The 20,066-nt window shown below is 39.4% G+C and carries 19 protein-coding genes and 4 tRNA genes; 21 read left to right on the forward strand and 2 right to left on the reverse strand.

Annotation, left to right across the window (positions count from 1 at the left end; translation table 11 throughout):
• The first annotated feature begins 55 nt into the window (after window positions 1-55).
• On the forward strand, window positions 56-1,387 hold the full coding sequence (locus ACLCEG_RS18245; protein ID WP_410568683.1) for a TolC family outer membrane protein: 1,332 nt from the start codon (window positions 56-58) through the stop codon (window positions 1,385-1,387).
• A 108-nt stretch (window positions 1,388-1,495) separates the two neighbouring features.
• On the forward strand, window positions 1,496-2,218 hold the full coding sequence (phoU, locus tag ACLCEG_RS18250) for a phosphate signaling complex protein PhoU (protein ID WP_000075183.1): 723 nt from the start codon (window positions 1,496-1,498) through the stop codon (window positions 2,216-2,218).
• Window positions 2,219-2,530: 312 nt separating this feature from the next.
• Here the strand turns inward: phoU and ACLCEG_RS18255 are convergent, their stop codons facing one another.
• Entirely contained in the window at window positions 2,531-2,800 is a 270-nt protein-coding gene (locus ACLCEG_RS18255) for an oxidative damage protection protein (RefSeq protein ID WP_004699209.1), read from the reverse strand.
• 9 nt (window positions 2,801-2,809) lie between these two features.
• The gene (gene argH, locus ACLCEG_RS18260; protein ID WP_077169907.1) at window positions 2,810-4,243 is read right to left on the reverse strand and encodes an argininosuccinate lyase; all 1,434 of its coding nucleotides are present in this window, start codon (window positions 4,241-4,243) and stop codon (window positions 2,810-2,812) included.
• On the opposite strand from argH, the gene ACLCEG_RS18265 reads away from it, so the two are divergent.
• The 19 genes from ACLCEG_RS18265 (at window position 4,234) to tuf (ending at window position 20,066) form a co-directional block, all read left to right on the forward strand.
• Window positions 4,234-5,373, forward strand: a complete 1,140-nt coding sequence (locus ACLCEG_RS18265; protein WP_100290217.1) for a sensor histidine kinase — start codon at window positions 4,234-4,236, stop codon at window positions 5,371-5,373. The two genes, argH and ACLCEG_RS18265, sit on opposite strands and share 10 nt — an antisense overlap.
• 60 nt (window positions 5,374-5,433) lie before the next feature.
• Window positions 5,434-6,174 (forward strand): LytR/AlgR family response regulator transcription factor, encoded by a 741-nt coding sequence (locus ACLCEG_RS18270; RefSeq protein ID WP_100192209.1) that lies wholly within the window; start codon window positions 5,434-5,436, stop codon window positions 6,172-6,174.
• 100 nt (window positions 6,175-6,274) lie between these two features.
• Window positions 6,275-7,192 (forward strand): hydroxymethylbilane synthase, encoded by a 918-nt coding sequence (gene hemC, locus ACLCEG_RS18275; RefSeq protein ID WP_410568685.1) that lies wholly within the window; start codon window positions 6,275-6,277, stop codon window positions 7,190-7,192.
• Window positions 7,193-7,196: 4 nt separating this feature from the next.
• Window positions 7,197-7,964 carry a uroporphyrinogen-III synthase gene (locus ACLCEG_RS18280; protein ID WP_410568676.1) on the forward strand — a complete coding sequence of 256 codons (768 nt, stop codon included), beginning with the start codon at window positions 7,197-7,199 and terminating at the stop codon, window positions 7,962-7,964.
• Window positions 7,965-7,972: 8 nt separating this feature from the next.
• Window positions 7,973-8,812 (forward strand): hypothetical protein, encoded by an 840-nt coding sequence (locus tag ACLCEG_RS18285; RefSeq protein ID WP_410568678.1) that lies wholly within the window; start codon window positions 7,973-7,975, stop codon window positions 8,810-8,812.
• 9 nt (window positions 8,813-8,821) lie between these two features.
• A complete protein-coding gene (locus ACLCEG_RS18290; protein ID WP_410568680.1) occupies window positions 8,822-10,015 on the forward strand; it encodes a heme biosynthesis protein HemY in 1,194 nt (397 codons plus the stop codon).
• Window positions 10,016-10,022: 7 nt separating this feature from the next.
• The gene (locus ACLCEG_RS18295; protein WP_004699193.1) at window positions 10,023-10,463 is read left to right on the forward strand and encodes an acyl-CoA thioesterase; all 441 of its coding nucleotides are present in this window, start codon (window positions 10,023-10,025) and stop codon (window positions 10,461-10,463) included.
• A 193-nt stretch (window positions 10,464-10,656) separates the two neighbouring features.
• The gene (locus tag ACLCEG_RS18300; protein ID WP_002053185.1) at window positions 10,657-10,983 is read left to right on the forward strand and encodes an H-NS family nucleoid-associated regulatory protein; all 327 of its coding nucleotides are present in this window, start codon (window positions 10,657-10,659) and stop codon (window positions 10,981-10,983) included.
• Window positions 10,984-11,312: 329 nt separating this feature from the next.
• Window positions 11,313-12,056 (forward strand): type II secretion system protein N, encoded by a 744-nt coding sequence (gene gspN, locus ACLCEG_RS18305; protein WP_004699190.1) that lies wholly within the window; start codon window positions 11,313-11,315, stop codon window positions 12,054-12,056.
• On the forward strand, window positions 12,056-12,892 hold the full coding sequence (locus ACLCEG_RS18310) for a type II secretion system protein N (protein ID WP_174722725.1): 837 nt from the start codon (window positions 12,056-12,058) through the stop codon (window positions 12,890-12,892). The genes gspN and ACLCEG_RS18310 overlap by 1 nt, the downstream gene beginning before the upstream one ends.
• Window positions 12,893-12,933: 41 nt before the next feature.
• Window positions 12,934-15,210 carry a type II secretion system secretin GspD gene (gene gspD / locus ACLCEG_RS18315; protein WP_077164322.1) on the forward strand — a complete coding sequence of 759 codons (2,277 nt, stop codon included), beginning with the start codon at window positions 12,934-12,936 and terminating at the stop codon, window positions 15,208-15,210.
• 40 nt (window positions 15,211-15,250) lie between these two features.
• Window positions 15,251-15,877, forward strand: coding sequence for an FHA domain-containing protein (locus tag ACLCEG_RS18320; protein ID WP_077165227.1), 627 nt, complete (start codon window positions 15,251-15,253; stop codon window positions 15,875-15,877).
• A 65-nt stretch (window positions 15,878-15,942) separates the two neighbouring features.
• Window positions 15,943-16,611 carry a phosphoglycolate phosphatase gene (locus tag ACLCEG_RS18325; protein ID WP_068932620.1) on the forward strand — a complete coding sequence of 223 codons (669 nt, stop codon included), beginning with the start codon at window positions 15,943-15,945 and terminating at the stop codon, window positions 16,609-16,611.
• A gap of 108 nt (window positions 16,612-16,719) precedes the next feature.
• A complete protein-coding gene (gene trpE, locus ACLCEG_RS18330; RefSeq protein ID WP_198071732.1) occupies window positions 16,720-18,213 on the forward strand; it encodes an anthranilate synthase component I in 1,494 nt (497 codons plus the stop codon).
• A gap of 98 nt (window positions 18,214-18,311) precedes the next feature.
• Window positions 18,312-18,387 (forward strand) — tRNA-Thr (locus tag ACLCEG_RS18335).
• A 54-nt stretch (window positions 18,388-18,441) separates the two neighbouring features.
• Window positions 18,442-18,525, forward strand: a tRNA-Tyr gene (locus ACLCEG_RS18340).
• Window positions 18,526-18,562: 37 nt separating this feature from the next.
• Window positions 18,563-18,638: transfer RNA gene (locus ACLCEG_RS18345), tRNA-Gly, on the forward strand.
• Between the two features lie 13 nt (window positions 18,639-18,651).
• Window positions 18,652-18,726, forward strand: a tRNA-Thr gene (locus ACLCEG_RS18350).
• A gap of 149 nt (window positions 18,727-18,875) precedes the next feature.
• Window positions 18,876-20,066 carry an elongation factor Tu gene (tuf, locus tag ACLCEG_RS18355; protein ID WP_002157016.1) on the forward strand — a complete coding sequence of 397 codons (1,191 nt, stop codon included), beginning with the start codon at window positions 18,876-18,878 and terminating at the stop codon, window positions 20,064-20,066.

Below are 20,066 nucleotides of genomic sequence, written 5' to 3' on the forward strand. Positions count from 1 at the left end.
TTCTTAGTCTTAAAGCCAAGTTTTATCGTTGATTTAAACAATGAAAATAAAATTAATGCTTGTGGCGGGTTTATGGAGTTTTACCTCGTCGAGTTTTGCTCTGGATTTAGTTGAAACTTATGAGCGCGCGAAACAAAATGATCCGACATGGCAAGCAAATCAACAACAATTTGAAGCAGATCAGCTCAATTTAGGTTTAGCAACGGGAGCTTTACTACCGACAGTTACCTTGTCTGGAAAAATTAATCGTAATAGCCAAACCGTAAAACGTTCAAATTTTCCAGGTGTTGATCAAGAAGGGTTGTCAGATGCTTTGGTGAGTAATACATCGACCACCAAACAAGCAACTTTATCTGCTCGTCAGCCTCTTTTTCGTATGGATGCATGGGAAGGTTATAAGCAAGTTAAAACCTCAGTTGCTCTTAGTGAAATCACTTTAAGACTGCAAAAACAAGATCATGTTTTAAATGTCGCAGAAGCTTATTTTAATGTACTTCGTCAGCAAGCACTTACTGCTGCATATTTACAAGAAGAAAAAGCATTACTTGAACAGCTCAACATGATGAATGCCAAGCTTAAAGAAGGTTTGGTAGCGCGTAGTGATGTGAGTGAGGCAAATGCTCAATATCAAAGTGCCAGAGCCAATCGTATTGCGACCAATGTACAGATTCTATTAGCTCAAGAGCAACTATCGGAATATATTGGTCCTTATCAAGATAAGCTTGCAGTACTGCGAAGTGATTTTACTTTTCAAAAACCTTATCCAGCCCAGCTTGATGATTGGTTAAATTTAGCCCAACAACAAAATTTAAAGATTCAGCAAGCGCGTTTACAACGACGATATGCTGAAGATCAACGCCGTGTGGAAAAAGCTGCACTTTATCCACAGATAGACGCAGTTGCGAGCTATGGTTATACCAAACAAACCCCAGAAACTCTTATTTCGACTGATGGGAAGTTTGATCAGGTAGGGGTAGAGATGAACTGGAATCTATTTAATGGAGGTCAGACCCGAACCTCTATTAAAAAAGCCAGTGTAGAGTTAAATAAAGCACAAGCCCAACTCGATGCAGCCATTCGCCGTGCCAATGTTGATGTAAAAAGTGCTTTTATGCAGGTAGATACCGACCGTGCAAAACTTGAAGCAAGAAAAGCAGCAATGGATTCTTCGGCACTTGTGTCGCAAGCTTCAAAAGCCAGTTATAACGAAGGCTTAAAAAGTATGGTTGATGTTTTATTGGCGCAGCGTAATGCTTTTTCTGCAAAACAGGATTATCTTAATGCTCAATATGACTATTTATTAAATGTACTGCGTTTAAAAGCTGCTGTAGGCCAGTTAGGTGAAAAAGATCTGGTCGAATTAAACAGCTGGTTAACGTATCAGTAATAAAAAAATGCTTTTATCTGAATTTTAATTTTGTCATAAAAATTTAATGATTGATGTGTTTTAATGCTCAATCATTTTATCCCTGCGCCATCATGTTGGAGGCTTCCCTTGAGTCCGAGTAATCCGGTGTTAAGCCATCATATTTCTTCTCAATTTAATGAAGATTTGCAAGATGTGAACACAAAGTTTATGACCATGGGTGGCTTGGTCGAACAACAGGTTGCCAATGCAATTCATTCTTTGCTTGATACAGATGCGAATTTAGCAATTGATGTTCAATTTAAAGATAATGCAGTTAATCAATATGAGCGTGATATTGATGAAGGTCTGACACTGATTTTGGCGCGTCGCCATCCAGCCGCAATTGACTTGCGTATGGTAATTGCTATGAGCAAAGCCAATACCGACCTTGAGCGTATTGGGGATGAGGCTGCAAAAATTGCCCGTATTGCACAAAACCTCTGTGAAGAGGGTGGATCACCTCGTGGTTACATGGAAACCCGTCATATCGGTAACCAAGTACGTGTCATGATTCACGATGCACTCGATGCTTTTGCGCGTTTAGATGCCGATCAAGCTTTACGTGTACTTTTAGCTGATGCGGACATTGACCGTGAATATCAGTCAGCAACGCGTACTTTAATGACCTATATGATTGAAGACCCGCGTCATATTGCTCGTGTAATTAACGTGATGTGGGTTTTGCGTTCTTTAGAGCGTATTGGCGACCATGCGCGTAACATTGCTGAACAAGTGATTTATATGGCGAAAGGCTTTGATGCTCGTCATACCAAAATTGAAGAAATTGAAGCAAAAGTCCACGAAAAATAATGCTTTAATTGAGAAAATAAAAGCCTTGTTTCAAACAAGGCTTTTTTATAACTAAAAATAATACATAAAAAAATGTCCCGAACTTTGGGGGGAAGTTCAGGACAGAAAATCAAGTGCATTAAGAGAAAACACGACAGGGATCGTGTCTCACTTGCTATGGATTCATAATAAGGTTTCATTGAATTTATGTCATGTAGAGTCCTGTGCGCTCTATGTAAGGCTTTATATGTTTGTGTAAGTTTCACGTAAAAAAAGGCAGATCTATGTATATAGATCTGCCTTCTCAATGACGATAAGGTTAGAGCAAGCTAATTATTCAGGTTTCCAACCTTCTGCTTTTTCAACACTTTCATCATTATTGAAGAACTTTTCACGTTGCTCTTCAAGGAATTTTTTTGCATCTGGTTCAAACACATTTAAACGCTTTTCATTAATCAGCGTAGTTTGGTGCTGTAACCATTCTTGCCATGCTTGCTTAGAAACATTTTCAAAGAAATCTTGGCCTTTAGCACCTGGAAAAGGAGCGAAGTCTAGACCTTCCATTTCCTTTTGATATTTACGACAAAATACTTGGCGACTCATGATTTATCCTTAAGCGTATAACTGTTCTAAACGTGTATGGGCACGAGTAATTGCAGCTTCAACCTGTTTTGGTGAAGTTCCGCCAATATGATCACGTGCATTTACAGAAGCTTCTAGTGTTAAAGCTTTATCAAATACGTCTGCTGTGATTAAGTCAGAGAATTGTTGTAATTGCTCAAGTGTTAACTCAGATAAATCTTTTTCTTCAGCTACACCTAATGCAACAGCTTTACCTACAATTTCATGCGCATCACGGAACGCAACGCCTTTTTTCACTAAGTAGTCAGCAAGATCGGTTGCAGTCGAGAATCCGCGAAGCGCAGCTTCACGCATGATTTCAATATTCGGAACCAATGCAGGAATCATGTCTGCAAATGCCATAAGTGAACCACGAACCGTATCGATAGCATCGAACAAAGGTTCTTTATCTTCTTGGTTGTCTTTGTTGTATGCTAAAGGTTGACCTTTCATGAGCGTAAGTAAGCTAATTAAGTCACCAAATACACGGCCAGATTTACCACGAATCAGTTCTGGAACGTCCGGATTTTTCTTCTGCGGCATGATTGATGAGCCAGTACAGAAGCGATCAGGAATATTCACAAATTTGAACTGTGCAGAAGTCCAAAGAATCAGTTCTTCTGACATACGTGATAAATGCATCATGATAAGCGCAGCTGCTGCATTAAATTCAATGGCAAAGTCACGGTCAGAAACAGCATCAAGAGAGTTTTCAGATACAGCTTCAAAACCTAAAAGTTCTGCTGTATAAGCACGATCGATCGGGTAAGTTGTACCCGCAAGAGCCGCGGAACCAAGTGGCATACGGTTAACACGCTTACGACAATCTTGAAGACGTTCTGTATCGCGAACTAACATTTCAAACCATGCTAACAAGTGATGGCCGAAAGTTACGGGTTGAGCTGTTTGTAAATGAGTGAAGCCAGGCATAATTGTATTTACATTTTTAGCAGCCAAGCCTAACAAGCCTTTTTGTAAACGCTTTAATAAACCTAAAATGTCATCGATTTCGTCACGTAGATAAAGACGAATATCAGTTGCAACTTGGTCATTACGGCTACGACCAGTGTGGAGTTTTTTACCTGTAATGCCAATACGCTGAGTCAAACGTGATTCAATGTTCATGTGAACATCTTCAAGATCGATACGCCATTCAAAGTTTCCAGCTTCAATTTCTGCACGAATGGTGCTTAAACCTTCAATAATGTCGTCTCGTTCTGCTTCTGTCAGTACGCCAACTTTTGCAAGCATGGTAGCATGCGCAATTGAACCTGCGATGTCTTGTTTATAAAAACGTTGGTCAAACTGAACAGAGGCAGTAAATTCTGCTACAAAAGCGTCTGTCGCTTCAGAAAAACGACCACCCCACATACCTGAGGTTTGGTCTGGGGCTGCTGAATTAGGGGGATTTGAAGATGTGGTCATGGTGGCTCAGTAAAATAAAAAAGAGTATATCACTTGCCGAAGCTCAACAAACAAAGTTGTTTTCTACAGCATATCGAAATCAAAATTCCTCCTATTTTTTTACGAAAATTGATCGTTGGCAACATTTATTCGAATTAATTATCGCAAGTAATGTTTTGGCGCTGGTTTTAGCTTTGGCTGAAGCGCAATCGTGGCATGCCTTAAGCGGGTCGCGCCTTTTACAATATATGATTTTTATTAACTGGGTGATTTTGTCTTTTTTTGCCTTAGTTGAATATTTTCAAAATTTTTTTAGTCAACTGCAGCAAAAATATGCTTTGGCAATTGGCTTTGTTATGCTGCAAGCGATTGTGGTAGTGACCACCCTAATAAGTAATTTTTTTCAATTCGGAATCTTGAAAAGAACGAGTGATATAGCGCATGACTGGAGCATTTATTTTACCAATGTCCCTTTATATTTAAGCTATGGAATACTACTCGGCGCATTTTGTTTGCGCTATTTATATGTCAGAGAACAGTGGTTACATCAACAATATGCAGAATTAAATGCGCGTATTCAGGCCATGCAAGCGCGTATTCATCCTCACTTTTTATTTAATAGTTTAAATAATGTGGTGAGTTTAATTACGATAGACCCAGATAAAGCTGAAAGTATGCTGATTAGTCTGTCGCGTTTATTTAGAGCGAGTTTCCAAGAATTAAAATTGGTAAGCTTGTATGAAGAAATTGAACTCAGTAAACAATACTTAATGATTGAACAAATACGCTTAGGTGAGCGTTTACAAGTCGACTGGAAAGTGGAGCTTGAACCTTTGCAATTAAAGCAGGTCACGATTCCTTTATTGACATTACAACCTTTGTTAGAGAATAGTATTTTTCATGGGGTGGAACCAATGATGGGTAAGGCAACCATAGGGGTATTGGTTGAAATATTGCAAAATCAGGTCAGTATAGTCATTACCAACCCTTATACAGACGATACAATAAAATCACGGAAAGGGCATGGAATCGCTCTTGAAAACGTTAAACAACGCTTGAAAGCGTATTATGGGAACTCAGTTAGGTTCCAGGTATATAAGGGTGAAACTTTATATACCACTATTATGAGCTATCAATACCAATCAAAATAATAAGCCAGTCAGAGTTAACCATAAAAAAATGGACCAAGTTAACGGTGACAAGGAGGATGAATGAAGGTGCTAATTTGTGATGACGAGCCATTAGCAGTGGAGCGATTATCACGTTTAGTTTCAAAGATGGGACATGAGGTTGTTGCAACAGCTCATCATGGCCAAGATGCCTTGGAACAGGCACGGCTTCATCAACCAGATGTGATTTTACTTGATATCCAAATGCCGGGTATGAATGGTCTCGTCTGTGCGGAACAATTAAGCCAGCTTAACCCTCGACCTGCTATTGTCTTTTGTACAGCTTATGATCAGCATGCTTTGGAGGCGTTTAAATCACAAGCACAAGCTTATCTTCTTAAACCGATTGATCCAGCAGAACTTGAACAAGCTTTAAAGCAGTTAACGCAACTTACCCAAGCACAGCTCAATGCCTTGCCAAACCCTGAACTTTTACAGGGTTTAAAAACACAAAGACATCAAATTGCTGCCAAAACCTACCGTGGGGTTGAACTGATTCCTGTTGAAAATATCTATTATTTTTTGGCAGATCAAAAATATGTCACGATACGTCATAAAAATGGCAGTGTATTAATTGATGAAACACTGAAAGAGCTTGAAACTGAATTTGCAGATCAATTTATTCGTATTCATCGAAATGCCTTGGTCTCAATTGCTTATTTAGATGGTTTAGAGCTTGTAAGTTCAGGCCAGTATCAGGTTCGTTTACGAGGCCTTGATGAAAGACTTTCCGTTAGCCGTCGTCATTTGTCTACGCTCAGAGAGCGGATACATCAGCTTTAACTTGCGCCTGTCTTATTTTTGCTGGTGAGATTTTACTTGCAATTTTAAGGGATCAAGTTAAGTTTAGGGTGTATTGTTTGACCAGCCCATGCTTGAATTTATGAAAACCTTGAAAATTGCTACACGACAAAGCCCACTTGCTCTTTGGCAGGCAGAACATATTCGTGCCCGTTTGCAGGAGCTTCACCCAGATTTAACGGTAGAGTTGGTCAAGTTTGTCACGCAGGGCGATAAAATTTTAGATACGCCTTTAGCAAAAATTGGTGGCAAAGGTTTGTTTGTTAAAGAATTAGAAGCTGCTCTTTTAGATGGTCGCGCGGACCTTGCTGTACATTCAATGAAAGATGTACCAATGGCATTACCAGAAGGTTTAACCTTGGCAGTCATTTGTGAACGTGAAGATCCATTAGACGCTTTTGTTTCAAATCATTTTGAAAAATTTACTGACTTACCACAAGGAGCGAGAGTTGGTACATCAAGCTTACGTCGTAAATCGCAGATTTTAAAACAACGCCCAGACCTACAAATTATTGATTTACGCGGCAATGTTGGAACTCGTCTAGGTAAATTAGATGATGGTCAATATGATGCGATTATTTTGGCAAGCGCTGGTTTAAAACGTTTAGGATTAGAAAATCGCATTCGTCATACTATCGAGCCAAATGTAAGTCTGCCTGCTGTTGGACAGGGTGCTCTTGGTTTGGAATGTCGTGCAGATGATCAAGACGTATTGGCTTTAATACAACCTCTTTTACACATAGAGACTGACGTATGTGTACGTGCTGAGCGTGCGTTTAATGCCTATCTTGAAGGTGGTTGTCAGGTACCTATTGCGGGCTATGCAACCTTACAAGATGGCAAAATTCATATTGAAGGTCGCGTCGGAAGTCCTGATGGGCAAACATTATTACGTGCTGAAATGACAGATGAAGCTCACAATGCTCAGCAGTTAGGTGAGAACCTTGCTCGAAACTTACTTGAACAAGGTGCTGGCGATTTATTAAAGGCTCTTTACTAAAACTATGCTGTTTATTAATACTCGACCTGACTCACGTGCAGCTGAATTAACAGAAGCTTTGCAAAATAAGGGGTATCAGGTCGAGTCTTTACCTCTTTTAGAGCTGGTTGCTCAGCCTTTTTCAGATTCACTCTTTCAACTCTATCAGCAGTTAGTCGAGGCGCAAGCTATAGTGGCTGTAAGTCCCACTGCGGTTGATGTGGGTATGCAGTACTTAACGCAAAGTGGTTTAAAGCTAGATAACTTAAAACATGTTCAGTGGATTGCGGTTGGGCAGGCTACGGCGAATCGTCTCCATGAATATGGAATTGAAGCACATGTTCCAGATGTTGAAACTTCTGAAGGTATGCTCAGACTGCCTATTCTCTATAATATGCAGCAGACGGGTAGTGTGGCTTTTTGGAGAGGGGAAGGTGGCCGCCAATTTATGATGGACACTTTGCAGCAGCAAGGGATTCAGATTTTAAATTTTGTCTTATATCATCGGCAGTGCCCAGAACTCTCATATTCAACATTTAAGCATCTGACACAGAATTCAAATTATAATTTAGAAAAATGGCTTGTCTTAATTACCAGTGAGGCAAGCTGGAAATATTGGTTAGAGCTTTGTTTAAATAATAATGTACAACCTGATTGTGTATATTTGGTTTTAGGACCACGTCTTTTTCAACTTGTAAGAAAATATCGCGATCAGCAACAGGCTCATTTTCACATTATTCAACTTGAAAATTTATCGCCTTCGGGGATGATTCATCACATTCAGGCATTATAAGGATTCGTATGAGAAAACTTGTTTCTATTATCATTTTGCTAGGCATCGCTTGGTTGGCTAAGCTTAGCTACGATATGTGGCAAATTTCTCGTACGGTTCCTGAGCTTCAGCAAAGCTTAATGCAATCGGAACAGCAATATGCCAATCTGAATGATCAGTTGGTTGCACTAAAGAGACAAGTTCAAACCCAGCCGGGTAGTGATGTTCAGTCGACACCATCGACAAATAGCGAAATCATTCATGCAGGCATTGAGCCAACGGTATTAATTAAACAAAAATTAGACTTAATTCAGTTTGCGATAGATCAACAACAGTTTATTTATGCAGTAGATCATTTAACTCAGTTACAACAAGCATTGCCTCAATATGAAATTGCTCCAGCATTAAAACACAGCCTAAATCAGGCGCTTGAACAAGATAAACAAGCAATACAACAATACGTAATTGCTCAAAATCAGCGTCATCAAATGATTGATGATCTACTGCAAACTATCGATAAAAATATTCAGCAAGCATTGGCTCGACCTAAACTTGAGATGGATCAATCTGAGTCAGTGTCTTGGTGGAAGAAATGGTTCCGTATTGAAAAAGTAGAAACACCGTCTATTAATTTAATGAATCGAAGTGTTGTGCTAAAAGAAGTGCAACTAAGGTTATTAATTGCCGAGCAGGCATTAAACCAAGGAAAAATGGCTGAATATCAAAATGAGCTGCAATCAGTAATGCAGAAATTAAATGAAATGCCAGATGCGACCAGTCAGCAATTGAAAAATCGTATTGCTAAAGTATCTCATTTATCTATCGTACCTGTACCTAAATTATCGACTCTTGGCTTACTAGGCTCATAAGGAGGGCATATGAAACATCTCCTATGGGTTTATCTTCTTATTAGTTTAGTACTTTTTGCAGCTTTAGCTTTGCTTAGCTATGGCTACGGCATGGGATATGTTTATATCTACTGGCGACAGCTACAATTGCAAACAAACGTGTGGGGATTAGTCCTTACTTTTGTCCTAATGAGTTTTATTGCTCAGTTAATATGGCTTTGGATTAAGCGTTATTCTTCTCGTGAACAACGTAAAAGAGAGAATATTTTTCAGTTTAAAAACCTTCACCCCTATGAGCAATTGGGTATTGTCTGGCTATTAGAAGCCGCCGAAGATCAACGTGTCTTTATCGAACGGGTTTTTACCCAGTCAGGGCTTTTAAAAAATATTATTGATGCCAAGTTCTTAGTATTAAATGAAGATTACCCTAAAGCTCTAGATGCTTTAGATCAATCGCCACCGATGGCTTTTGAATTGGCAGAGTTACAGCGGATTGAAATATTTTTAGCTCAAAATGAAGCTGAACGTGCATTAACACATCTTGAGTTCCTATATCAGCATCAATTATCGCCATGGCTTGAAGAAATCGAGACAGCCTATCAACAGCGATTAACTGCGTTATGGGGGCAGCTTGCTTTACAGCAACCATGGTTATATTTACGTTCAATGAAATATGGATTATTGGACGCTGAGCATCGTGATTTATGGTTGCAGCAGCTTCTCCAACAATTTGATCAAGCTTCAATTGATGACTTGCATGCATTGCAACAGCGCTATCTAGATTTAGAGTCTGAGATTCAAACCAGACCCTATAGTAGTAAATTGCTGTGGCTAAAACTTTTGGCGCGTATGCCAGAAATGAGTATTCAGCATGAAACATTAACTTTGCATCTGCTCAAAGAGCAATTTGATCCAGAAGTATTTTATTTGTGGTTTCAGCAGCAACTGCTTAAGCAGGTTCCTGACTATGCCGACGTTGAAGAAAAGATAAATCAACTTGAAACTCAATATATGAATTTGCCAATTTTAACATTTGCAAAATGGCATGTTTACATGGCAACGAATCGTCAAGCTGAAGCTGAAATATTATTAAGTTTATACCCTGATAATATTTTAATGAACTATTTACGTATTAAATCCACCTTAAAAGAAGATGATGAGTTAATCAAACAGTTAAACCTAATCTTTGAAAATGATGCAAATTTTTTAAAATTTAAAATCTGAGGTAAAAATGAAAGAACTGTCTGTCTACCCTGTAATATATGACCAGAAAGTTGCATGGGGAGATATGGATGCTTTTGGTCATGTCAATAATGTACAATATTATAGATATATTGAAAGCTCACGTATTTTATATATGGAAAATGTAAATATATTGATCCCCAATATATATACTGTTGTTGCTTCAAGTCAGTGCAGATATTTAAAACCCGTTTTTTATCCTGATGTATTGAAAGTAGGGGTTCGTGTAGAAGAAATACGCAATAGCGCATTCCGTATGGCTTATATATTATGGAGTGAAGCACAGCAGCAAATCGTTGCTACGGGTGAAGCCATAATGGTCTGTCTAGATAAAACGACAGGGTTAAAATGTGAAATACCAAATGAAGTAAAAAGTAAAATAATTGAATTAGAAAAATCAGTAGGACATGACTTAATACATTTAGCTTAAATAAATATTAAGAAAATATATTGCAATTATAATTATTAATGTAATTAAAAAGTAAATTTATAGCATTATTCTGATGAACTTGTCTTTTGAACTATTGCTTATTTAATAGATTATAAATACTATTGGTTATGATTTAATGTTTTAAATTTTGTCTGTATTATTTGAATTGTCAGTAAGACTGGAGTATTTATTAATGAAACCGGATATTAGTGAATTATCTGTTGAAGAGTTAAAACGCTTACAAGAAGAAGCAGAAGCTTTAATTGCAAGCAAAAAAGATCAAGCAATCGAAGATGCTTATAATCAAATTATCGAGATTGCTGAAAATGTAGGTTTCAGTGTTGAACAACTTCTTGAGTTTGGTGCTCAAAAACGTAAGAAAACTACACGTAAATCTGTAGAACCACGTTACCGTAACAAAAACAATTCTGAAGAGACTTGGACTGGTCGCGGTAAACAACCACGTTGGTTAGTTGCTGAAATTGAAAAAGGTGCAAAACTTGAAGATTTCTTAATCTAATTGTTTTTGCTTCTTAAAAAGCCAAGCGATTTTGCTTGGCTTTTTTATTTTAAAAAATAAAAATTCTTATTTTAAATATCAAGTCATCAATAAAGTGTTTAAATTCCTAATTAAATGTATTGTTGAGACTAAATTTACATTTAGAAAGATCATCTTAAATTTTCATGATTCTGTCATACGTTCAACTTATAGTCTTTAAGAAGATGCCAAGCTTGATTGCTTGGTTTTTTTATATGAAGTCAATTGGCGATGTTGAAAAAGTATGCATAATGTCAGACTAGAGAGGAACTCTCATATAAGGACGATAATTTGCATGTTGGTAAGGCTGAATGAAGAAAAAGTCTAAGCAATGGAAGTGGTGGTTTTTTGCCCTCATTGCATTTTTAATTTTTATTATTTTACAGATTCCAGCGACTTGGCTTATCTCTAAATTTTCAAAGAATAATCAAACTGTCCATAATGTGAGTGGGAATATCTGGCAGGGGCAGGCAGACTGGCATCGTGGTGCTTTACGCGGAACCATTCATTGGAAAACAAGACCTCTAGATTTACTTTTATTACGCTTCGCCGCAGATGTTGATATTCATAGTGGTAATACGCAGTTAACGGGGATTATGGCGTATGGTTTTGGCAAAAAAGTCATTGTAAGGAATATGACTGGGCAAGTTGCGCCAGAAACACTGAAGCAAATTGTGAATTGGCAATGGCCTGTAAATAGTATTCAACTTAAAGATATCCAATTTAATTATAAAAAAGAGCAAGGTTTTGCTGCGGTTGATGGTCAATTACATTGGGGTGGTGGAGCACTCGTTTACACGATTGGTGATCGTCAAGATCGTATGAACATGCCTTCTTTAAGTGGGCAGTTGACTGACCATAATGGGCAGCTACAAATTGATATTCGAGATCAACGCAATCAAAAAATGGCGAATCTTTTACTGGATGCCAATATGATGCTTGATGTTCAACTTACACAGCGTTTATTACTTAATGTTCCATCTTATGACGGAAAAGCTGGTTTAGATACTTTTGTCATTAGTTCTCGTCAACCATTATTACAAGGTGGTAACTGATGAAAACATGGATTGATAAATTACAGCAGTTACAGTGGCAAAAGTTAGATCGACTCAGTGTAGTTGTCCTTATTATTTTAATTTTGTGGTTATGTTGGAAGCTGGCTTCATTTTTTTGGTTGGTGGTAGCACCCCCTCAAATGATGCAGTTTGATCGTGTAGAGCTCGGTTCTCAACAACCTCAAATACCAAACATTAGTACTTTTTCAATTTTTAATGAACCTTCTGCCAATGCGGCTCAAGAAAATGTGAATCTAGAATTACAAGGCGTAATGGTTGGGTATCCAAACCAGTTTTCTTCTGCTGTTATTAAGGTTGATAATACTGCTGAACGTTATCGAGTTGGTGAAACCATAGGTTCTACCTCTTATCAACTGTCAGAGGTTTATTGGGATCATGTGGTATTGCGTCAAGGAAATGGTAGTACTCGCGAACTTCAGTTCAAAGGTCTGCCAAATGGTTTATATCAGCCTATGACTCCAAATGCATCACCGCAAGCTGTCACGCCATCTCAGCCTACGGCACCTGTGAATACGACCCAAGAAGCTTTGGGGCAAGCGATTCAGCAGATGCAAGGCAATCGAGATCAGTACCTCAAAGATATGGGGGTTAGTGGAGGCTCTGGTGAGGGATATGAAGTTACAGAACGTACACCAACCGCGCTTAGAAATAAGCTAGGTTTAAGGCCTGGCGATCGAATTGTCTCTTTAAATGGTCAAACGGTTGGGCAAGGGCAAACGGATGTGCAATTACTTGAACAGGCTCGGCGAGCAGGACAAGTAAAAATAGAAATAAAACGTGGTGATCAAGTGATGACCATACAACAAAGTTTTTAGTGATAACACGTCACCATAAGAGTTAGGAAATATCGCGAGTTATGGCTTTATTGAATCATCAACGTCCACTTTGGGCATTACTTGCAGCAGCCCCATTGATTGCGACAGTAAGTAGCAGTGCCTATGCCCAAACATGGAAGATCAATTTACGTGATGCTGACTTAACTGCCTTTATTAATGAAGTTGCAGACATTACTGGTAAGAACTTTGCTGTTGATCCGAGAGTACGTGGGAATGTCACTGTTATTTCGAATAAACCTTTAAATAAAGATGAGGTTTATGATTTATTTCTTGGGGTCTTAAATGTAAACGGGGTAGTTGCGATTCCATCTGGTAATACAATTAAACTTGTGCCAGATAGCAACGTTAAAAACTCGGGAATTCCTTATGATTCTCGAAATAAGGTTCGTGGTGATCAAATTGTTACAAGAGTGATTTGGCTTGAAAACACCAATCCAAATGACTTAATTCCAGCACTTCGCCCCTTAATGCCGCAGTTTGCCCATATGGCTGCGATTGCAGGTACCAATGCTCTTATTGTCTCTGATCGAGCTGCGAACATTTATCAGCTTGAAAATATTATCCGTAACTTAGACGGAACTGGGCAAAATGATATTGAAGCGATTAACCTTCAGTCGAGCCAAGCCGAAGAAATTATTACTCAACTTGAAGCGATGAGTGCAACTGGAGCATCAAAAGATTTTAATGGTGCTCGTATTCGTATTATTGCCGATAATCGAACGAATCGTATTTTGGTAAAAGGCGATCCGGGAACGCGTAAGCGCATTCGCCACATGATTGAAATGCTGGATGTACCTTCAGCTGACCGTTTAGGTGGTTTAAAAGTTTTCCGTTTGAAATATGCAAGTGCTAAAAGCTTGTCAGAAATTTTACAAGGTTTGGTCACTGGTCAAGCTGTCTCGTCGTCTGGTAACAATAACAATTCATCAAACTCATCAAATTCGATGAATAATTTGATTGGGAATAACCAGAACTCGAGTTCAAATACATCAGGTTCAAACGGAAGTTCGATTTCGACTCCATCAATCAATCTAAATGGTAATTCAAACAATAGTAATCGGAACAATATTTCCAGCTTTAGCCAAAATGGCGTAAGCATTATTGCAGATAATGCTCAAAACTCTTTGGTCGTTAAGGCCGATCCGCAATTAATGCGTGAAATTGAATCTGCGATTCAACAGCTGGATGTTCGCCGCCAACAAGTACTGATTGAGGCTGCAATTATTGAAGTTTCAGGTGATGATGCAGATCAACTTGGAATTCAATGGGCACTCGGCGATTTATCTAGTGGGATTGGTTTACTTAGCTTTAGTAATGTAGGTGCTAGCTTATCTTCTATTGCTGCTGGCTATTTGTCGGGTGGTTCGGCTGGAGCTGCATCCGCTATTGCTAGTGGTGCTAATAAAGGTAATGGTGCAACTTTAGCTTTGGGTAATTTTGAGAATTCCCGTAAGGCATATGGTGCATTAATTCAGGCCCTTAAAACCAATACCAAATCAAACTTGCTTTCAACGCCATCCATTGTAACGATGGATAATGAAGAGGCTTATATTGTTGTAGGCCAGAACGTTCCATTTGTAACAGGCTCAGTGACTACCAATAGTACTGGTATCAACCCATATACAACTGTAGAACGAAAGGATGTCGGTGTGACATTAAAAGTCATTCCGCATATTGGTGAAGGTGGTACGGTTCGTCTAGAAGTAGAACAAGAAGTCTCTGCTGTTCAAGATAATCGTGGGCAAGCAGCTGATTTGGTGACAAGTAAACGTGCGATTAAAACTGCTGTTTTGGCTGAACACGGACAGACAGTCGTGCTTGGTGGCTTGGTGTCGGATGACACTTCACTTTCAAGACAAGGTATACCCGGCTTGAGTAGTATTCCTTATGTTGGACGATTGTTCCGTTCGGACAATAGAAGTAATGTAAAACGTAACCTTCTTGTCTTTATTCATCCAACAATTGTGGGTGATGCAAATGATGTTCGTCGTTTATCTCAGCAGCGCTATAACCAGCTTTATAGCTTGCAATTAGCTATGGATAAAAATGGTAATTTTGCAAAACTGCCTGAACAGGTTGATGACGTCTATAATCAAAAGATGACTGCTCCAAGTATTGCTCCGCAGTCAAAAAATTATCAGCAAGTTCCTTCGGGTGGTAAAAGTACGACAGTAATAACCCCAGTAGCAGTCGAACCAACGGTTCAAAAGCAAACTTTGCAGTTGCCTGAACCAGAAGTGAATCGTACTAAAAATACAGTAACAACTACCACACTGCGACCAAACACAGCGCAGTAGTAGCATGTTATGATTGATAAAAAATGAATAGGACATATGCATGACTTGGAAACTACAAGCAATTACTGGTGAAATTACTGGACAAGAAATTACAGTTGATCGTGATATGTTGGTAGGGCGCCATCAGGACGCTGATTTGTTGTTACAAGCTGCTGAAATTTCACGTCGCCATGCTGCATTGCTTTTAAAAGATCAATTGCTATGGGTTCAAGACCTTAATTCATCGAATGGTACATTTGTAAACGATATTCGTATTGAGCAAGAAAAGCAGCTACATGATGGTGATATTGTTCAATTTGCGAGTTTCAAATTCTCAGTTTTAGCACCTGCTCAAAAAATTACTGATTTACCTGAAGTTGAAGCAGAACCAGTGCAAGCTGCACCAATCCAGGATTTAAGTGATCAAGGCATGCCAAGCCTTGCAGAGCGTGCTGCAGAGGTAGAAGTTCGCCACGATGGTATGCCGCAGAATATTTCTATTCCAAAACCTGCACCTATTCCCGAAGGTGTGGACGTCAATGTAAAACAACCATCACCTGTGACTTTTGATGAGCCTGTTTCTCGTGTTGCCGAAGAAAAAGAGCAACAGAAGAATGCTTCAGTTGGTTTAATCACTATTATTATTTTAGTAATTTTAGCTGTATTAGCATGGTTATTCTTTAAATAATCCGTTGCTGCTTTTACAATCAAGGCATGCCAAACGCATGCCTTTTTAATTTTGAGTAGAAGAAAATGTCTGTTGCACAACTAAGTAAGCGCGATTTAATTTTATTTGATCTGGATGGAACACTTGTTGACTCCGCTGCCGATTTATATCGGTCTATGAATTTAAGTCTGCAATCACTCGGTTGGCCATTGGTGACAGAACTACAAATACGAGAATGGGTGGGTAAAGGTGCCTCAAAACTCTGTGAAAGTGTTTTGCTTCATCTATTTGGTAAATTAGACGCTGAACAACATAAGGTTTTATTACACACATTTGTAGAGACATATGGTGCAGAACTTTGTGTAAATACTCAAATTTACTCTGGTGTACCTGAGTTTTTAAAACATTGCCAAACTCTAAATATAAAAATGGCTTGTGTTACTAATAAGCCTGTCAAACTTGCTCAAGGACTATTAGATGCATTAGAGCTTTCCTCTTATTTCCAAGTTGTACTTGGGGGAGATAGCTTGCCTGAAAGAAAACCACATCCATTACCATTGCTGCATTGCATGCAAAGTCTAAATACGTCTGCTTCACAATCGTTAATGATTGGTGATTCAAGCAATGATGTAGAAGCTGCGCGCCGTGCTGGAATTGATTGTATTGTGGTTAGCTATGGCTATAATCATGGAGAAAGCATCTATGATTGCCAACCTCAGCAAGTTGTTGATAGTCTTGCTGAGTTAATTGTTTAATGAAGAAAATGGAGATAAGAATGAATAAGCGTATGGTTTTTCGATGGCGTGTCTAAAACGAATCTAGAAAAACACACTTTTAAATCGAAACCATATTAGAGAAGATTCATGACAACATTAGCGCAATTCGAGCAACTTAAGGCTGCTGGTTATAACACTATTCCTGTTTATCGTCAGCGGTTAGCAGATACAGAAACCCCATTATCGGTTTTTGCTCGTTTTAAAGACCAAACACAAGCTTATTTATTTGAGTCGGTTGAGGGTGGGGAAAACTGGGCGCGCTACTCTATGATTGGATTAGGCGAATCAACCGTTTTTTCATGCAATGCTGGGGTTTTGTCTATACAGCATGCTGATGGCTCAATCACACAACAAGATTGCCAAGATCCTTTTGAATATATTCGTAACTTCCAAAAACAATTTAAAGTGCCATCAGCAGAGCTCTTGCCAGACTTACCAAGCTTTACAGGCGGATTGGTGGGATATTTGGGTTATGATGCTGTCCGTTATATTGAACCACGCTTAAAGAATGTACCTACAGCTGACCCAATCACGTTACCTGATTTGTGGTTAATGTTATCAAAAACAGTTATTGTCTTTGATAACCTTAAAGATACACTATTTTTAATTGTTCACGCTGATGCAACACAGGCAAATGCTTATCAAGATGCCCAGCAAAAATTAGATCAATTAGAACAGTTACTCGCTATTCCTGTTAGCTTGCAAGCCAAACCACATACTCCTCCTCATTTTGAATCAATTACGGGTAAAGCAAAGTTCTTAGAAACAGTAGAAAAAGTTAAAGAATATATCCGTGCTGGTGATGTAATGCAGGTTGTTCCAGGGCAGCGCATGGTTTCTGATTTTGATGGTGAAGCCTTACAGGTTTACCGTGCATTACGTCATTTAAATCCTTCGCCTTATTTATTTTTGGTACAAGGGCAAACGATTGCTGATAAAAAACCATTTCATATTGTTGGTTCTTCACCAGAAATTCTTTCTCGTTTAGAAAATGGTATTGCGACAGTTCGTCCACTTGCAGGTACGAGGCCGCGCGGAAAAACTAAAGAGGAAGATGTTGCTTTAGAAAAAGACTTACTTTCAGATGAAAAAGAAATTGCTGAGCACTTAATGCTGATTGATCTTGGTCGAAACGATGTTGGGCGAGTTTCTAAAATAGGTAAGGTTCAAGTAACCGATCAAATGGTGATTGAGCGCTATTCACATGTCATGCACATTGTTTCAAACGTACAAGGCGAAGTTCGTGACGATATAGATGCTTTAGATGTGTTTAAAGCGACTTTCCCTGCTGGTACCTTATCTGGTGCCCCAAAAATTCGTGCAATGGAAATCATTGATGAAGTAGAACCAGTGAAACGAGGTGTATTTGGTGGAGCAGTGGGGTATTTGGGATGGCATGGTGAAATGGATATGTCGATCGCAATCCGTACATGCGTTATTCGTGACAAAAAAGTCTATGTACAGGCTGGAGCAGGCTTGGTAGCTGACTCAAATCCTGAATCTGAATGGAATGAAACCCAAATAAAAGCTCGCGCAGTGATCAAAGCGGTTGAATTATCATCAAACGGATTGATTTTATGAGTTTTTAGCGATTTTTTTTAAAAAACCGCTTGCATCGTTTGGAAGTTTTGCTAAACTGCACACCGTTCCGATACGAAACGTACGAAACACTAAGAAGAGCCGGCATAGCTCAGTTGGTAGAGCAACTGACTTGTAATCAGTAGGTCCACAGTTCGAATCCGTGTGCCGGCACCATCTTAAAGGTGTGTAGTTGTGAAGTAAAGAACAACACTGAAATAAGTGTGATATGGTGAGATTCCCGAGCGGTCAAAGGGGGCGGACTGTAACTCCGCTACGAAAGTTTCGAAGGTTCGAATCCTTCTCTCACCACCATTAACTTCGATTGAAGTGGTATATATACCAACACAGTGCGGGAGTAGCTCAGTTGGTAGAGCGGCAGCCTTCCAAGCTGCATGTCGCGAGTTCGATCCTCGTCTCCCGCTCCATCGAAGGACAATCGCTCTTATAGCTCAGTGGTAGAGCACTCCCTTGGTAAGGGAGAGGTCTCGAGTTCAAATCTCGATAAGAGCTCCAGATATACAGTTTAGTAGATTTTCTACAAAGATTTAAAAAGCAGGCTTATTAGTCTGCTTTTCAAGTATTGGGTGTTTGATTTTTTAGGCGACATGTCGATGCTGGGTGTTTGCTCAGAATTGTGTTCGACGTAAACGAGGATTATAAACATGGCTAAGGCTAAGTTTGAACGTAATAAGCCACACGTAAACGTGGGCACAATCGGTCACGTTGACCATGGTAAAACAACTTTAACTGCTGCGATTGCAACTATTTGTGCAAAAACTTACGGCGGTGAAGCGAAAGATTACTCACAAATCGACTCAGCACCTGAAGAAAAAGCACGTGGTATTACAATTAATACTTCACACGTAGAATACGATTCTCCAATTCGTCACTACGCACACGTTGACTGCCCGGGCCACGCCGATTACGTTAAAAACATGATCACTGGTGCTGCTCAGATGGACGGCGCGATCCTTGTATGTGCTGCGACTGACGGTCCAATGCCACAAACTCGTGAACACATCCTTCTTTCTCGTCAGGTTGGTGTACCTTACATCATCGTATTCTTAAACAAATGCGACCTTGTTGATGACGAAGAATTACTTGAATTAGTAGAAATGGAAGTTCGTGAACTTCTTTCTACTTATGACTTCCCAGGTGATGACACTCCAGTAATCCGTGGTTCAGCTCTTGCTGCTCTTAACGGTGAAGCAGGTCCTTACGGTGAAGAATCAGTTCTTGCTCTTGTAGCAGCTCTTGACTCTTACATCCCAGAACCAGAACGTGCTATCGACAAAGCATTCTTAATGCCGATCGAAGACGTATTCTCAATTTCTGGTCGTGGTACTGTAGTAACAGGCCGTGTAGAATCAGGTATTGTTAAAGTTGGTGAAGAAGTAGAGATCGTTGGTATTAAAGATACAGTTAAAACAACTGTAACTGGCGTAGAAATGTTCCGTAAACTTCTTGACGAAGGTCGTGCAGGCGAGAACTGTGGTGTATTACTTCGTGGTACTAAGCGTGAAGACGTACAGCGTGGTCAAGTACTTGCTAAACCAGGTACAATCAAGCCGCACACTAAATTCGACGCAGAAGTATACGTACTTTCTAAAGAAGAAGGTGGTCGTCACACTCCATTCTTAAATGGTTACCGTCCACAGTTCTACTTCCGTACAACTGACGTAACTGGTGCAATCCAGTTGAAAGAAGGCGTTGAAATGGTTATGCCAGGTGACAACGTTGAAATGTCAGTAGAATTAATCCACCCAATCGCAATGGACCCAGGTCTACGTTTTGCGATCCGTGAAGGTGGTCGTACTGTAGGTGCTGGTGTTGTTGCGAAAGTAACTGCATAA

Source organism: Acinetobacter sp. H1(2024) (assembly GCF_046557555.1).
GTDB classification, from domain to species: Bacteria; Pseudomonadota; Gammaproteobacteria; order Pseudomonadales; family Moraxellaceae; genus Acinetobacter; species Acinetobacter seifertii.